Below are 14,263 nucleotides of genomic sequence, written 5' to 3'. Positions count from 1 at the left end.
ATAGACGCCGATGAGCTTCGCGGCGGTTGATTGCCACCGAATTCACGGCGTCAATACGCGGATATCTCATCCTCGGTCGGCAACACGCCACTGGTTATGAAGATGACACGACGGCCGATCTCGACGGCATGGTCGGCGAAGCGCTCGTAGAAGCGGCCCAGCAATGCCGTTTCGACACCGACGGAGACGCCGTGCTGCCATTCCCGATCCAATAGCACACCGAACAACTCCCGATAAAGGTCGTCCATCGCGTCGTCTTGATCGTGAAGCAGACCGGCTTGTCGCGGATCGCCCGATATCAGCGCGCTTTTCGCACTGTCGCCCAACGCAATTGCCACCTTGGCCATGGCCGCGAAGTACTCGCCGACTTCGGCGGGCAGGACGTGCTTGGGGTGATCTCGCCGCGCGATCTTCGCGATATGCACCGCCAACGCGCCCATTCGTTCCACGTCCGCGATGATTTGTATCGAGCTGAAGACCGCTCGCAATTCGCTGGCCACAGGTTGTTGCAATACCAGCAGCGCAAAGGCTTCCCTTTCCACTTCGGCCCGCAATGCCACGATTCGCTCGTGGTCACCGATCACCTGTTCGGCGGCGACGTTGTCGGCCTCGAGCAGCGCCCGGGTCGCGAGTTTCATCGCGACGCCGGCCAGGCCGCACATTTCGCCCAGTCGCATGGTCAGGTCGGCCAGCTGTCTGTGATAGGCGGTACGCATCAGCGAAGCCTCCCTGAACGCGAGTTGTCGCGCAGGAGAATGAAAAGCGCGAGCGGCCCGATATCGATGTTCGTCTGGTTCGGGAGCCTCCGGCAAGGGACGAAAGCCCCCGAAGGGAGGCCTTACGGCTCCTCTGATTCACGCCGGCGCCGCATAGTCTAACGACGTGATCGCGCCACGTCGTTTACCAGGCTTGGCCCTGGTGACTAGCCCGTTGCGGGCTACCGTCGCCGGCACTCAAATGGCCCTTAGCGCAGGCGTTGTCGCTGCGGTCGGGGCTACCCATACCGCCCTCGGCGGCGTCGGCGTGGCGGCGAGAATAAGCAAGTCGTTAACCCTTGCCGCGCCGGATGTTTCGTCACTGGCACGTGCGAGCGCGGGCGTGGTGATCGAGGCGCTGGGCGGCGCCGCGGCACGCCGTACCAGCCGCAGCGGGCCGCGGTGCTGGATCGAGGTGCGTGGTCTCGGCGGGCCACATGCCTGCGCCATCGCCACTGACGTACTGGCCGCGGTCCGCGCGACGCAAGGCGTTCGCACCGCCTTCCTCAACCGCGCCCTGGCACGGGTCGTGGTCACCCTGGACACCGAAACCGCCGATGCGCCCGCCCTGACCGAACTGTGCCGAATCGTCGAGAACGCCGAATCGCGCGACCGAATCGGCGTCGCGCGACACCACCCGGCCTCCCTGCCGGGCGATGACGCGCTACTGGCAGCACGGCTGGTAGCGGTTGCGGCCGCCACTGTGGGCCTTGGTCTTTCACTGACCGGCAGCCTGCTCCGCCTGCCCAGAATGCCCGACTTGATGGCCGTGGCACCCACGCTGGCCGATCATCTGCCGCGAGTGCGTCGAGAGTTGGAACAACGCCTCGGTCCGGAGGGAACCGATGTGCTGTTCGGTGTGGTCAACGCCGCTACCGCGGCGCTGACGGTGTCGCCGACGGCGGCGGCCGCCGAGGCCGCTACCAATACTCTGCTGGCGGCGGAGGCGTGGACCTGCCGGCTGGCGTGGTACCGGCACGAATCCACGCTGGGCTGCCAACCGTTTCCGGACGATGCGGCGTGGACGACGCGGGACCGGCCCCGCCCGTCCGACGGCCCCGCGGAACGCTATGCCAACCGCATCGGCCTGGCGGGCATCGGCGCCGGCGCCTTGGTGGGCCTGCTGTCCCGGAATCTCGACATGGCCGGTGCGGCCGCGCTGAGTACCGTCCCAAAGCCGTTACGCACCGTGCGCGAGGCGTTCGCCTGTGCCATGAGCAGCGGCCTCAACGTCCACCATGACGCGCTGGTGCTGCACCCTCGCGTGCTGCGCTCACTCGACCGGATCGACGCGATCATGATCGACCCGCGAGCGCTCTACACCGATGATCTGATGGTCAGTCGCATTCTGGGCGTGGAGAATTCGGTACGTTCCCACGCATGGGAAGCGGTGCGGGCCGCACTCGAGAATGACGGCCTGAAGCCAGGATGGCACCACCTGGCCGACATCCCCGGAGCCGGCGGTATCGGCGAGGCGCTCATCAGCCCGGTTCGCGATCCGTTCGCCGCGGCGGTGCTGACCGAAGCGCGGCGCTCACAACCACGGATCTTTTCGCTAGATGACGACGGGTTACGTTCTCTGGCAAGGGGATTCGACCAACTCTATCCCGCCGACGGCTCGATCGATCATGCGGTGGCGGCGGCGGTGGCCGAACTGAAGGCCGGCGGCGCCACCGTCGCATTGCTGACTACCGCGGAGATGCGGGCCGCGCACCGGTCCGACATCACGATCGGCGTGCTCCGCGACGGGCGGCCTCCGCCATGGGGTGCCGACGTGATCGTGGCCGACCTGACCGGCGTCTGGCGGGTGCTGCACGCTCTGCCCGCCGCCCGCTCCGCCACCGAGGGGGCCGTCCGGCTGTCCGCCTCGGCTTCCGCACTCGGCGCCCTGATGTTGATTCCCGGTGTGCCCGGCCGCAGTTCGACCTCGGTCAACGTCGGCATGGCCACCAGCCTGTGGGTCGGATACCGGGCCGCCGCGAAGGCGTTTCGCGATCCGCTGCCCGAGCCGGAGACCAGCCACGAATGGCACGCGCTGCCCGTTGCGGAGGTGCAGCGGCTGTTGCCCCGCCCGACCGACCAACGCGCGATCGAAGCACCGACGTGGTGGTCACAGCGGCCGGCGGTTCGTGCGCTGCACGATGCCGCCGCGCCGTCGTGGGGTCTGCTCCGCGATTTCGTCGGCGAGATGCGCGGCGACCTGTCGGACCCGATCACTCCGCTGCTGGCCACCGGCGCGCTGGCCAGCGCACTGCTCGGCTCCCCGCTGGATGCGGTCCTGGTGGGTAGTGTCCTGTTGTCCAATGCGGCGTTGTCGGCCGAGCAGCAGCTGTATGCCGAACGCACGCTGGATCGCCTGCTGGCCGTGCAGGATCCGCCCGCCCGCCGACATGTCGGGCCGGTGGCGGCGCAGCGCCACGAGAACGTTGCTACCCGGCGGCTGCGGCTCGGCGACGTCATCGAAGTCCGTGCCGACGAGGTGGTCCCTGCGGATGCCCGGCTGCTGCACGCGATCAATGTCGAAGTCGACGAATCCACTCTGACCGGCGAATCGCTGCCGGTGGCCAAGCAGACCGAACCCACACCGGGCGCCCCGCTCGCCGAGCGCACCTGCATGATCTATGCCGGCACCACGATCGTCGCGGGCACGGCGGTGGCCGTGGTAACCGCGGTGAGCTCGCGCTCGGAGATGCGCCGAGCGTTGGCGATGGCCCCGCGCAAGTTGCAAGAGGTCGGCCTGCAGCGGCAGTTGCGCCACATCACCGGCCGCGCGTTGCCGTTCAGCCTGGCCAGCGGCGGGCTGGTGGGGCTGATCAGCCTGATGCGCGGCACCCTGCTGCGCGACGCGGTGTCCAGTGCGGTCACATTGGTCGTCGCGGCCATTCCGGAGGGGTTGCCGTTGGTGGCCACACTGGCGCAGCTGTCCGCGGCCCGCCGGCTCACCGGCCGATCGGTCCTGATCCGCAATCCGCACTCGATCGAAGCGCTGGCCCGGTTGAACGTGGTCTGCTTCGACAAGACCGGAACGCTCAGCGAGAACCGGCTGCAGGTCAAGTCGGTGCACCCGATGGCCGGCTACACCCCGGCGCAGGTCCTCGACGCCGCGGTCAGCACCAGCTACGCCAGGCACACCCACCGTGTCGACCACGCCACCGACGACGCGATCACCCAAGCCGCCGACGACCCGGATCTGCGAAGCGACGGGATGCCACCACAACCGCGGCGCAGCCGTGACGCGTTCCTGCCATTCCAGTCGTCCGGCCGGCCGTTCGCCGCCGCACTCGTGGGCACTCGACTGACCATCAAGGGCTCACCCGAGGCGCTCTCGTCAGCGCTACGCCACGACGACCAGCCGTTGGCCCGGCAGGTCGACGAGATGGCGGCCAATGGTCTTCGGGTGCTGGCGGTTGCCGAGCGCGAACTCACCCCGCACCAAGCAGCGGCCGCCACGGCCAACCCCGGCTATCTGGAAAGCGTGTGCACGTCCGACCTCGCCCCGGTCGGTCTGATCGGCTTGGCAGACACTCCGCGGCCGATGGCCCGCGCCCTGCTGCGCAGCCTTGCCGAGCGCGATATCGCGGTCCGGCTGATCACCGGTGATCATCCCAGCACCGCGATGGCGATCGCCCAAGAGCTGGGCATCGATGTGAACGCCGATCAGGTGGTCACCGGCAGCGACTGGGAAGCCCTGTCGGCCGATCAGCGGGCACAGACCGTCACATCCTGTGTGGTATTCGCGCGGATGACGCCGGAAGACAAGATCGACGTGGTCCAGACCCTCGAGCGGGCGGGCCTCGTCACGGCGATGGTCGGCGACGGTGTCAACGACGCCGCCGCGATCCGGGCCGCCAGCGTGGGCATCGGGGTGGCCGCTCGCGGTAGCGATGCGGCCCGCAGCGCGGCCGACGTGGTGCTGCTCGACGAACGGATCGAGGCGCTGCTCGATGCGCTCGACGAGGGCCGGCAGTTGTGGCAGCGGGTGCACTCCGCGGTGTCGATGCTGTTGGGCGGCAACCTCGGCGAGGCGTGCTTCGCAACGATCACCGCCCTGTTGACCGGGCGCTCGGTGCTCAACGCCCGGCAAATGCTGCTGGTCAACATGTTGACGGACGCTCTTCCCGCCGCCGCGCTGGCCGTCAGCCCGCAATCGGGCACGGCCGATGAGGACCGCGACGAGGCCGCGATGTGGCGCGCGATCGGGATTCGTGGTGCCGCCACCACGGTCGGCGCCACGGCGGCCTGGACGATGGCCAGCCTGACCGGCCTGCCGCGGCGCGCCGCGACCGTCGGGCTGATCGCGCTGGTCAGCACGCAACTTGCCCAGACTCTGATCGACTCACACGCACCAATGGTGGTGTTGACGTCGGTCGGTTCGCTCGCAGTGCTGGTGGTGGTGGTCAGCACTCCGGGGCTCAGCCAGCTGTTCGGCTGCACCCCGGTAGACCCGTTGGCCTGGGGTCAGGCCTTGCTCGGGGCTGCGTTGGCCAGTGCACTGCCCGCGATTGCGCCCAGCCTGCTGCGGCGGGCGTCTGACGTGATCCAACGACAAATCTCGGGCGACGAGGTGGCCCGACTAACCCAAGGAGTCCAAAGTGGTTGCCGATAACCGTGATTCGCGATTGCAGCTCAAGCCTTACCGGGCCTTGTCGGAGCATCTCGACGGGGCGTGGTGGCCGCGGTCGCAGAATTTGGTCGACGAGTTGCCCGACTTGGTGACGTCGGTGTCCGATCGACTGGGGCAGGTCGTGATGGTGGGTTACCGCCGTAACGGCTGGGACGAAACGCCGCCGCTGGCCGAGATCGCCGGGCACCCAATCGAATTGCTGGGCTTCAGCAGTGACGAGCCGGCCAGTGTCATCCTGATCGGCGAAGACGGCCGTCACCTCACACTGCACGTCATCCGGCCGGACACCGACGAAGAGGTTGCCCGCGAAGCGTTGGCCGAGACGCAGGTACCCGCCGACGCCGCACCGGCCAGTGGTTCAACGGTTGCGCGATCCGTGGCCGATGTCGCGGACAAGCTGGCCCGTCACGAGGGGCTTGACGACGATCGGCGCACCGCCCAGATCAAGGCCTGGTGTGAGGAGGCCGCCCAACAATTCGTCTCCGCGCCGGTCCAGACCTTTGTGCCGATCCTCGTCGAACACATCGTGCGCAACCGCATCATCGAGTCCCGGCGCAAGGCCTCGTCGGCCGGCTCGGCGAGCGGCCGATGACCGGTGTTCACCCTGGTCGAGCCTGATCCCGCGCTGCTGGATCCGCCGGTCGTCGTCCAACGGCTCCGAACGGATTCCGAAGCTGGCCTGACCGCGCACGAGGCCGCTCGCCGACTCGTCGCGGTGGGACCGAACGACATCGAACGCGTCCCGCCGCTGGCGAGGTGGAAAAAGATCATCAGCCAGTTCCGCAGTCCGCTGATCTACCTGCTGCTGGCCGCACTGCTTGCCTCCCTTGCGGTCTGGGCCATCGAGGGAGCCGCCGAATGGCCGGTCGATGCATTGGTGATCGGCGTCATTCTGGTACTCAACGCCGCCCTGGGTTACGGACAGCAGGCCCACGCCGAGCACGCGGTCGATGCCTTGGCGCGGATGACGGCAACGACCGCGACCGTCGTTCGCGACGGGACCGAATGCAGGATTGCCGCAAGCGAAGTGGTGCCCGGTGACGTGCTGCTGTTAACGGAGGGCGACGCCGTGGCCGCCGATGCCCGGCTGGTGACGGCGGACGGGCTGGAGGTGCTGGAGAGCGCGTTGACCGGGGAAAGTGAGCCGGCCCGCAAGGATCCGCGGACTCTGGCCGAGCCGACGGCGCTGGACGAGAAAGCCGGCATGGTGTTCAAGGGCACGGCGGTCGCCAAGGGTGTCGGGCGGGCGGTGGTGACCGCCACGGGGATGGCAACGCAGACAGGTCAGATCGCCGGCCTGGTGCGCGCCGTCGACGACACCGCGACGCCCCTGCAGCGTGAGATCGACCGCGCCAGCCGCGTTCTCGGGATCGCCGTGTTGGTTCTCGGCGCCGTGGTGATCGCGAGTATTTTCGTCGTCTTCGGCGTCCACCGTGCCCATGATGTGGTCACCGCGGTGCTACTCGGCGTCTCGCTGGCGGTGGCCGCCGTGCCCGAGGGGCTGCCGGCCATCATGTCGGTCGTGCTGGCGCTGGGAACGCGGCGGATGGCCGAGGAAAACGCCGTCGTCAAACAACTTTCGTCGGCGGAAACGCTGGGATCGGCGTCGGTGGTCTGCTCTGGCAAGACCGGCACCCTCACGACCGGGGAGATGACGATCGTGCGAGTCCTCACCCCGATCGGGGAGGTGAGCGTCACGGGTGCCGGATACCGGCCGCAAGGCAGGTTCGAGCACGACGGGGTCCCGCTTCGGGAAGGTGAGAACCTTTGGCGCCAAACCCGATTGGTGCTCGGCGACAACGCGGCCGGCGCAACTGCCTCGCTGCGAGAACAGGATGGTCAGTGGATTGCCGAGGGTGATCCCATCGAGGCGGCCTTCCTGGTTGCGCAGACGAAGCTCGGCACGGGGCCGGCAACACAGCGCACCTCGACGCGGGTGACCAAGGGTGAGCCCAATGCCGTGCTGGACCGCTGCACACATTTGCGGATCGGCGATCGACTCGTTCCGCTCGACGACTCCACGAAGGCGACCATCCGTTGCGGCGCAGAGCGGCTCACCAGCGACGCGTTGCATCCGGTCGCGGTGGCCTATCCGGCAGCAACTGACCAGCCCGGCGGACCGCTGGCGTATGTGGGCATGGTCGGCATCACCGATCCCGCTCGCCCAGGAGCCGCGACGGCCATCGCCGACGCCCATCGAGCCGGGGTCCGGGTCGTGATGATCACGGGCGACCATCCCCGGGCCGCGGCACGAATCGCGCGCGAACTCGGAATCGATGACCACGAGTCGGCGGTATCCGGCGCCGAGATCGCCGCCCAGGACGATGATCAGCTCCGGCAAACGGTGCGCCGGCACTCGCAGTACACGCAGCTGGATGCCGCCGACAAACTGCGCATCATCGGCGCCCTACAGGCCGACCACGAGATCGTGGCCGTGACCGGCGAGGGGACCAACGATGCACCCGCCCTGAAATCGGCGGACATCGGGATCGCCATGGGCCGCACCGGCACTGAAGTCGCCAAAGAAGCGGCGAACATGATTCTGGCCGACGACAACTTCGCGACGATCGTGCGGGCCATCCGCGAGGGACGCGGCATCTTCTCCAACATCAAGAAGTCCCTGCGCTATCTGTTGTCCTCCAACATGGGGGAGGTCCTGACCGTGTTTTTCGGGGTGGTCCTGGCCGGCGCGATCGGCCTGTCGCAGGCGCACACCGTGGCGCTCCCGCTGCTGGCCACCCAGATTCTGTGGATCAACCTGCTCACCGATGGCGCTCCGGCCCTGGCCTTGGGCGCGGACCCGCAAACCGAGGACTTGATGAGCCTGCCGCCCCGGGCGGCGTCCGATCGGGTCATCGACGCGCGGATGTGGAACAACATCGTCGTGATCGGCGCGGCGGTCGCGGCCGCGACACTGCTGACGATCCACCTCTATGTCCCGGGCGGCCCGATGCCCGCGTCGCTCGACACGGCCCGCACTGCCGGCTTCACCGTGCTGGTGCTCAGCCAGCTGTTCAACACCCTCAATGCCCGCTCCGAGACGCAAACCGTGTTCCGTGGCCTGTTTGCCAACGGCTGGCTGTGGGCGGCGATCGCCTTCTCGGCATTGCTACAGGTGGCTGTGGTGCAGCTGCCGCTGCTGGATACGGCCTTCACCACCGAGCCGCTGTCCCCGGGCCAGTGGCTGGTGTGCCTGGCCATGTCCAGCACGGTGCTGTGGGTCAGCGAGATCCGCAAGGTCATCCTGCGTCGTCGTGACCGCCACCGGAGCCGACCTCGATTGTGCGGCGGCTGAGGAACATCCGGCGCGAGCCGGTGAACGGATCGTCGAACTCGATGCGCTGAGCCAGCAATCGCAGCGGAGTGCTGAAATCGCCGGCGGGCACGTCGATCACTTTCGGATACAACGGATCTCCGATGATCGGCAACCCCAGCGACGCCATCTGCACCCGCAGCTGATGGGTGCGCCCGGTGCGCGGCGTCAGCCGGTAGAGGCCATCCGGCGATAAGAGCTCCACCAACGTTTCCGCATTGGGCTCGCCGGGTTCACAGACAGCTTGTAAGTGACTGCGGCGCTTGATGATTCGGCTTCTAACCAGACGCGGAAACACCAGCGCCGGATCGACCGCAGCGCCGGCCAGGTAGGTCTTGCGCACCTCGCCGCGAGCGAACAGCATCTGGTAGGCACCACGCACCTCGCGCCGGGTGGTGAACACCAGCACCCCGGCGGTCAGCCGGTCGAGCCGGTGAGCGGGGCTGAGCTCGGGCAGTCCCAGTTCCTTGCGCAGCCGCACCAGCGCGGTCTGCGCGACGTGACTGCCCCGGGGCATGGTGGCCAGAAAGTGCGGCTTGTCGACGACCACGATGTCGTCGTCGCGATGGAGCACCGGGATGTCAAAAGGAACCGGCACCTCGTCGGGCAGGTCGCGGTAGAGGTAGACGCTGGCGCCGGTGGGCAACACGGTGGCCTCGTCGATCACCGCGCCGGCGGCGTCGACGACCTCGCCGGCCAGGACCTTGGCCCGGGCCTGCTCGCCGAACCGGGTGGTCAGCTCGGCCAGCACCGCCCCGCCATGCAGCCGTACCCGCGCGGCCCCCAATCCGTCGCGTACCGGAAGCGGGGCAGGCCTCACGTTAAAGGAACCGGCTCGAGGATCTCGGCGCGCGCTTCGGGCGCGCTGGCCCGCAGCTCGTCGGCCGACACGTCGTCGGGCTGGGCCTGCGACAGGATTTCGGCCTCCACCCGCGCGGTGTAGTTGGCGACCTCGCGATTGACGTCGCCGGCGCTCCACCCCAGCACGGGAGCCACCAGCTCGGCGACCTCGCGGGCGCAGTCGACGCCGCGGTGCGGGTATTCGATGGAGATCCGCATCCGGCGGGCCAGGATGTCCTCGAGATGCAGAGCCCCCTCGGCGGCGACGGCGTACAGCGCTTCCACCTTGAGGTAGCCCGGCGCGTCCTTGATCGGGGTGAGCAGTTCGGGACGATCGGCGGCCAGCGCCAGCACATCGTCCATCAGCGAGCCGTAGCGGTCCAGCAGATGACGCACCCGGTACGGGTGCAGGCCGACGAGTTCGCCGACATGCTCCACCTGGTTGATCAGGGCGAAATAGCCGTCGGCGCCCAGCAGGCTCACCTTCTCGGTGATCGACGGCGCCACCCGGGCCGGAACGAACTGCGATGCGGCATCGATCGCGTCGGCGGCCATCACCCGGTAGGTGGTGTACTTGCCGCCGGCGATGGCGACCAGGCCGGGGGCGGGCACCGCCACGGCGTGCTCGCGGGACAGCTTGGAGGTTTCCTCGCTCTCCCCGGCCAGCAGCGGGCGCAGTCCCGCGTACACCCCGTCGATGTCGGCATGCGACAGCGGCGTGGCCAGCACGGTGTTGACGGTGCCCAGGATGTAGTCGATGTCCGCCTTGGTGGCCGCCGGGTGGGCCAGGTCGAGATTCCAGTCGGTGTCGGTGGTGCCGATGATCCAGTGGCTGCCCCACGGGATGATGAACATCACCGACTTCTCGGTGCGCAGGATGATCGCGGCGTCGCTGACGATCCGGTCCCGCGGCACCACCACGTGCACGCCCTTGGAGGCGCGCACCTGAAATCGCCCGCGCTGCTTGGACAGGGCCTGGATTTCGTCGGTCCACACCCCGGTCGCGTTGACCACGACGTGCCCCCGCACCTCGGTGACCGAGCCGTCTTCGGAGTCGCGCACCCGCACCCCGATGACCCGGTCGCCCTCGCGCAGCAACGCGACGGCCTGGGTGGAGCACCGCACGACGGCGCCGTAATGCGCGGCGGTGCGCGCGACCGTCATCGTGTGGCGGGCGTCGTCGACGACGGTGTCGTAGTAGCGGATCCCGCCGATCAGCGAGCTGCGCTTGAGCCCCGGGCTCAGCCGCAGCGCGCCGGCGCGGGTCAAATGCTTTTGCGCGGGAACGGATTTCGCACCGCCCAGGCTGTCGTAGAGGAAGATGCCCGCCGCGATGTACGGACGCTCCCACCAGCGATGGGTCAGCGGGAACAGGAACGGCAACGGCTTGACCAGATGCGGCGCCAGCCGGGTCAGCGACAGCTCGCGCTCGTGCAGCGCCTCGCGCACCAGCCCGAACTCCAGCTGTTCGAGGTAGCGCAGCCCGCCGTGGAACATCTTCGACGAGCGGCTCGAGGTCCCGGAGGCCAAGTCGCGGGCCTCGACCAGCGCCACCTTGAGCCCGCGGGTGGCGGCGTCCAGCGCGCACCCGCAGCCCACCACCCCGCCGCCGATGACGACGACGTCGAACTGCTCGGTGCCGAGTCGTTCCCAGGCCTGGGCGCGGTGCGGCGGGCCCAACATGGACAACAGGTCACTCACGGGAACGGACTCCTGTCGGTTACTCGTCAGTAGCGGGTGCTCCACCAAGGCTAGTTCGTCGGGCGCTTACAGGCCTGTCGTCAGTCCAGATCGTCGTGTGCCATCAGCCGGCGGGCGGCCTCGGTGATCGACCCGGACAACGACGGGTAGACGGCCAGCGTCTGCGCCAGCTCGTTGACGGTAATGCGGTTTTGCACGGCCACGGCGATCGGCAGGATCAGCTCGGAGGCGATCGGCGCCACCACCACGCCGCCGATGACCACGCCGGTGGCCTGCCGGCAGAACAGCTTCACGAAGCCCTGCTGCAGCCCGGACATCTTGGCCCGCGCGTTGGTCCGCAGCGGCAGCATGATGGTGCGGGCCGGCACCGAGCCGTCGTCGATCATCGTTTGCGGCACGCCCACTGCCGCGATCTCGGGGCGGGTGAACACCGTCGAGGCCACCGTGCGCAACCGGATCGGGCTGACGCCCTCGCCCAGCGCGTGATACATCGCGATCCGGCCCTGCATGGCGGCCACCGAGGCCAGCAGCAGCAGGCCGGTGCAGTCGCCGGCGGCGTAGATGCCGGGCACGGAAGTCCGTGACACCCGGTCCACCTTCAAATAGTCGCCGCGGCCCAGCTCGATGCCGACCCGCTCGAGGCCCAGCCCGCCGGTGTTGGGCACCGACCCGATCGTCATCAGCGCATGGCTGCCCTCGACGGTACGGCCATCCGTCATGGTGACCAGGACCCCGGTCTCGGTGCGGACGACGGATTCCGCGCGGGCGTTCTTGATCAGGTCGACGCCACGTTCGGCGAACGCCTCCTCGAGGACCAGCGCGGCGTCGGCGTCCTCGTAGGGCAGCACCCGGTCGCGGCTGGCCGCCACGGTCACCGGCACACCGAGCTCGGTGTAGGCGTGCACGAACTCGGCGCCGGTGACGCCGGAGCCCACCACGATCAGGTGCTCGGGCAGCGCCTCGAGGTCGTAGAGCTGGCGCCAGGTCAGGATCCGTTCGCCGTCGGGTTGGGCCGACGGCAGCACCCGCGGGCTGGCGCCGGTGGCGATCAGGACGACGTCGGCGTCGTGCTCGGTGACCGTGCCGTCAGACGCCGTAGCCTTGACCCGATGCCGGGCCAGGCCCGGGGTCGAGTCGCACAGTTCGCCGCGGCCGGCGACCACCCGCACACCCTTACTGAGCAGATCGGCGGTGATGTCGGCGGACTGCTCGGCGGCCAGTGCCCTGACCCGTTGGTGGATCCGCGGCAGCGAGATCTTGGCGTCGTCGATGTCGATGTCGAAACCCAGCCGGGGCGCGCGGCGCAGTTCGGTGCGCAGCCAGGTCGACGCGATGAAGGTTTTGGACGGCACACAGTCATCCAGCACGGCCGCCCCGCCGATCCCCTCGGAGTCGATGACGGTGACGTCGGTGGTATCGGGGTGCTCTGCATTCAAGGTGGCGGCCACCAGGGCGGCTTCGTAACCGGCCGGGCCTCCACCGAGGATCACGATGCGGGTCACCACAGCCCTAACCTATCCAAGGAGCTCCGGAACCGCCGGATGAAGACCGCGTGAGCGTCGTCCGTTTAAGCTTTCACCCGTGCCGCTCTACGCCGCCTACGGATCGAACATGCATCCCGAGCAGATGCAGAAGCGGGCACCCCATTCCCCAATGGCCGGAACGGGCTGGTTGCACGGGTGGCGGCTGACCTTCGGCGGCGAAGACATCGGCTGGGAAGGCGCGCTGGCCAGCGTCGTCGAGGACCCCGATTCCAAGGTGTTCGTCGTGCTGTACGACATGACGCCCGCCGACGAGATGAGCCTGGACCGGTGGGAGGGCTCCGAGTTCGGCATCCACAAAAAGATCAGGTGCCGGGTCGAACGGACTTCCTCGGACACCGATACCGATCCCGTGCTGGCGTGGCTCTACGTGCTCGACGCCTGGGAGGGCGGGCTGCCGTCGGCACGGTACCTGGGCGTGATGGCCGATGCCGCCGAAATCGCGGGCGCACCAATGGAATACGTTCACGATCTGCGTACCCGCCCGGCCCGCAACATCGGCCCCGGAACTTCCGCCTAGCGAACCCCCTAGGCGAAGCCCAGAATGCCCTTGAGAGACCCGGCAGCGTCGTCCATCAACTCAAAGAACCGCTGCTGCTCGGCCTCGTCCGCCGCGGTCACGGCCGCCTGAGCGTTCGCCATCGCCTCGTTGACGCGCTGCGCAACCACTTGCGGGCCCAGCCGCAACAGACCGTCCTGGATGTGCAGGTCGGTCAGCCGTTGGCGGCCGTCGACGGTGGCGGCGACGGTCTTGGCCTCATCCAGCCCTTGGAATGATCTGGTGTTGAGCTGGTGCAGCTGCTCGTCCATCGCGGACTGAATGTGCTGCGCGTGCCGCAACACGTCGTCCAACTGTGCGTTCTCGGTGCTCATGGGTTGTCCTTAGGGTTCCTTAGGGTGCGGAAAGTTGGTAGCGGGTGGTGAACACTTCTGCCTGCGTCTCGGCTGCCCGTGTCGCCGAGGTCAAACCCAGGAAGCGCGCTCCCAGGAGTTCGGCCAGGGCGCCGTCGTCCTTTAGCCCTTGCGTCTGCATGCTGCCGAGCAACAAGGTGTGCAACACCGACGATGCCTTCTGACTGGCCACGTCCGCGATGACGAGGATCTCCGCCGCGAGCTCCGACTCGGTCATGCCCGCGGCGTCGGCCGCCAGGTCGATCCTCAGCGTCTTGCCGTCCATCAGCGCGGTCACCGACACGGTCTCGGGCGGGTTGGTCACCGTGGTCCGCTCCCAGGAGAACTCGTCCTCCTCGGCGACGGTGTCGGCGGTATCGCCGGTGTCCTCGGGCAGCGTGTCGATGGCACGCGGCTCGATCCCGCTCACGGCGGGCTCGGCCGGCTCGTCGGCGGGCACGGCGTCAAAGGCCCACTCGTCACTGGTCTGGTAGCCGGGCTCGTCGCCGAAGTCCAGCGCGGCGCTCCTGTCGTGACCTGACTCGTCGCCGGGCTCGTCGCCGAAATCCAGCGCTGCGAAACTATCTTTCATAATCTC

The 14,263-nt window shown here is 68.3% G+C and carries 9 protein-coding genes and 1 pseudogene; 4 read left to right on the top strand and 6 right to left on the bottom strand.

From position 1 onward, the window contains the following. Window positions 1–50: 50 nt before the first annotated feature. On the bottom strand, window positions 51–716 hold the full coding sequence (gene phoU, locus MJO58_RS06000; RefSeq protein WP_090600686.1) for a phosphate signaling complex protein PhoU: 666 nt from the start codon (window positions 714–716) through the stop codon (window positions 51–53). A 241-nt stretch (window positions 717–957) separates the two neighbouring features. Between phoU and MJO58_RS05995 the strand changes: the two genes are divergently transcribed. Genes MJO58_RS05995 through MJO58_RS05985 form a run of 3 tightly spaced genes read left to right on the top strand, consistent with a single transcriptional unit; the run spans window position 958 to window position 8,674 of the window. Beyond that, entirely contained in the window at window positions 958–5,361 is a 4,404-nt protein-coding gene (locus MJO58_RS05995) for an HAD-IC family P-type ATPase (protein WP_239722284.1), read from the top strand. Continuing rightward, window positions 5,348–5,971, top strand: coding sequence for a DUF5994 family protein (locus tag MJO58_RS05990; protein ID WP_239722283.1), 624 nt, complete (start codon window positions 5,348–5,350; stop codon window positions 5,969–5,971). The genes MJO58_RS05995 and MJO58_RS05990 overlap by 14 nt, the downstream gene beginning before the upstream one ends. A 3-nt stretch (window positions 5,972–5,974) precedes the next feature. Then, complete coding sequence (locus MJO58_RS05985; protein ID WP_239722282.1) at window positions 5,975–8,674, top strand: cation-translocating P-type ATPase; 2,700 nt, start codon at window positions 5,975–5,977, stop codon at window positions 8,672–8,674. On the opposite strand, the gene MJO58_RS05980 is transcribed toward MJO58_RS05985, so the two are convergent. The 3 genes and pseudogenes from MJO58_RS05980 to MJO58_RS05970 all read right to left on the bottom strand — a co-directional run bounded on the left by MJO58_RS05980 (window position 8,619) and on the right by MJO58_RS05970 (window position 12,738). Next, on the bottom strand, window positions 8,619–9,512 hold the full coding sequence (locus MJO58_RS05980) for a pseudouridine synthase (protein ID WP_239722281.1): 894 nt from the start codon (window positions 9,510–9,512) through the stop codon (window positions 8,619–8,621). The two genes, MJO58_RS05985 and MJO58_RS05980, sit on opposite strands and share 56 nt — an antisense overlap. Next, on the bottom strand, window positions 9,509–11,215 hold the full coding sequence (locus MJO58_RS05975) for a glycerol-3-phosphate dehydrogenase/oxidase (protein ID WP_090608517.1): 1,707 nt from the start codon (window positions 11,213–11,215) through the stop codon (window positions 9,509–9,511). Before MJO58_RS05975 ends, MJO58_RS05980 begins: the two co-directional genes overlap by 4 nt. 84 nt (window positions 11,216–11,299) lie before the next feature. Beyond that, window positions 11,300–12,738, bottom strand: a pseudogene (locus MJO58_RS05970) (NAD(P)H-quinone dehydrogenase). A gap of 76 nt (window positions 12,739–12,814) precedes the next feature. On the opposite strand from MJO58_RS05970, the gene MJO58_RS05965 reads away from it, so the two are divergent. Then, window positions 12,815–13,294, top strand: a complete 480-nt coding sequence (locus MJO58_RS05965; RefSeq protein WP_090600680.1) for a gamma-glutamylcyclotransferase family protein — start codon at window positions 12,815–12,817, stop codon at window positions 13,292–13,294. Between the two features lie 8 nt (window positions 13,295–13,302). Here MJO58_RS05965 and MJO58_RS05960 read toward each other — a convergent pair whose 3' ends face one another. Beyond that, window positions 13,303–13,647 carry a YbaB/EbfC family nucleoid-associated protein gene (locus MJO58_RS05960; RefSeq protein ID WP_239722280.1) on the bottom strand — a complete coding sequence of 115 codons (345 nt, stop codon included), beginning with the start codon at window positions 13,645–13,647 and terminating at the stop codon, window positions 13,303–13,305. A gap of 19 nt (window positions 13,648–13,666) precedes the next feature. Then, window positions 13,667–14,257 (bottom strand): secretion protein EspD, encoded by a 591-nt coding sequence (locus MJO58_RS05955; protein ID WP_239722279.1) that lies wholly within the window; start codon window positions 14,255–14,257, stop codon window positions 13,667–13,669. Between the last annotated feature and the right edge of the window lie 6 nt (window positions 14,258–14,263).

The sequence above is a fragment of the Mycobacterium lentiflavum genome (genome assembly GCF_022374895.2).
Taxonomy (GTDB): domain Bacteria; phylum Actinomycetota; class Actinomycetes; order Mycobacteriales; family Mycobacteriaceae; genus Mycobacterium; species Mycobacterium lentiflavum.
This window is presented reverse-complemented; position numbering and strand designations above follow the sequence as displayed.

What these genes read in the sequence shown, in the direction of transcription:
- phoU (WP_090600686.1), bottom strand. Translation starts at nt 716, where the DNA reads ATGCGTACCGCCTATCACAGACAGCTGGCCGACCTGACCATGCGACTG.
- MJO58_RS05995 (WP_239722284.1), top strand. Translation starts at nt 958, where the DNA reads ATGGCCCTTAGCGCAGGCGTTGTCGCTGCGGTCGGGGCTACCCATACC.
- MJO58_RS05975 (WP_090608517.1), bottom strand. Translation starts at nt 11,215, where the DNA reads ATGTTGGGCCCGCCGCACCGCGCCCAGGCCTGGGAACGACTCGGCACC.
- MJO58_RS05960 (WP_239722280.1), bottom strand. Translation starts at nt 13,647, where the DNA reads ATGAGCACCGAGAACGCACAGTTGGACGACGTGTTGCGGCACGCGCAG.
- MJO58_RS05955 (WP_239722279.1), bottom strand. Translation starts at nt 14,257, where the DNA reads ATGAAAGATAGTTTCGCAGCGCTGGATTTCGGCGACGAGCCCGGCGAC.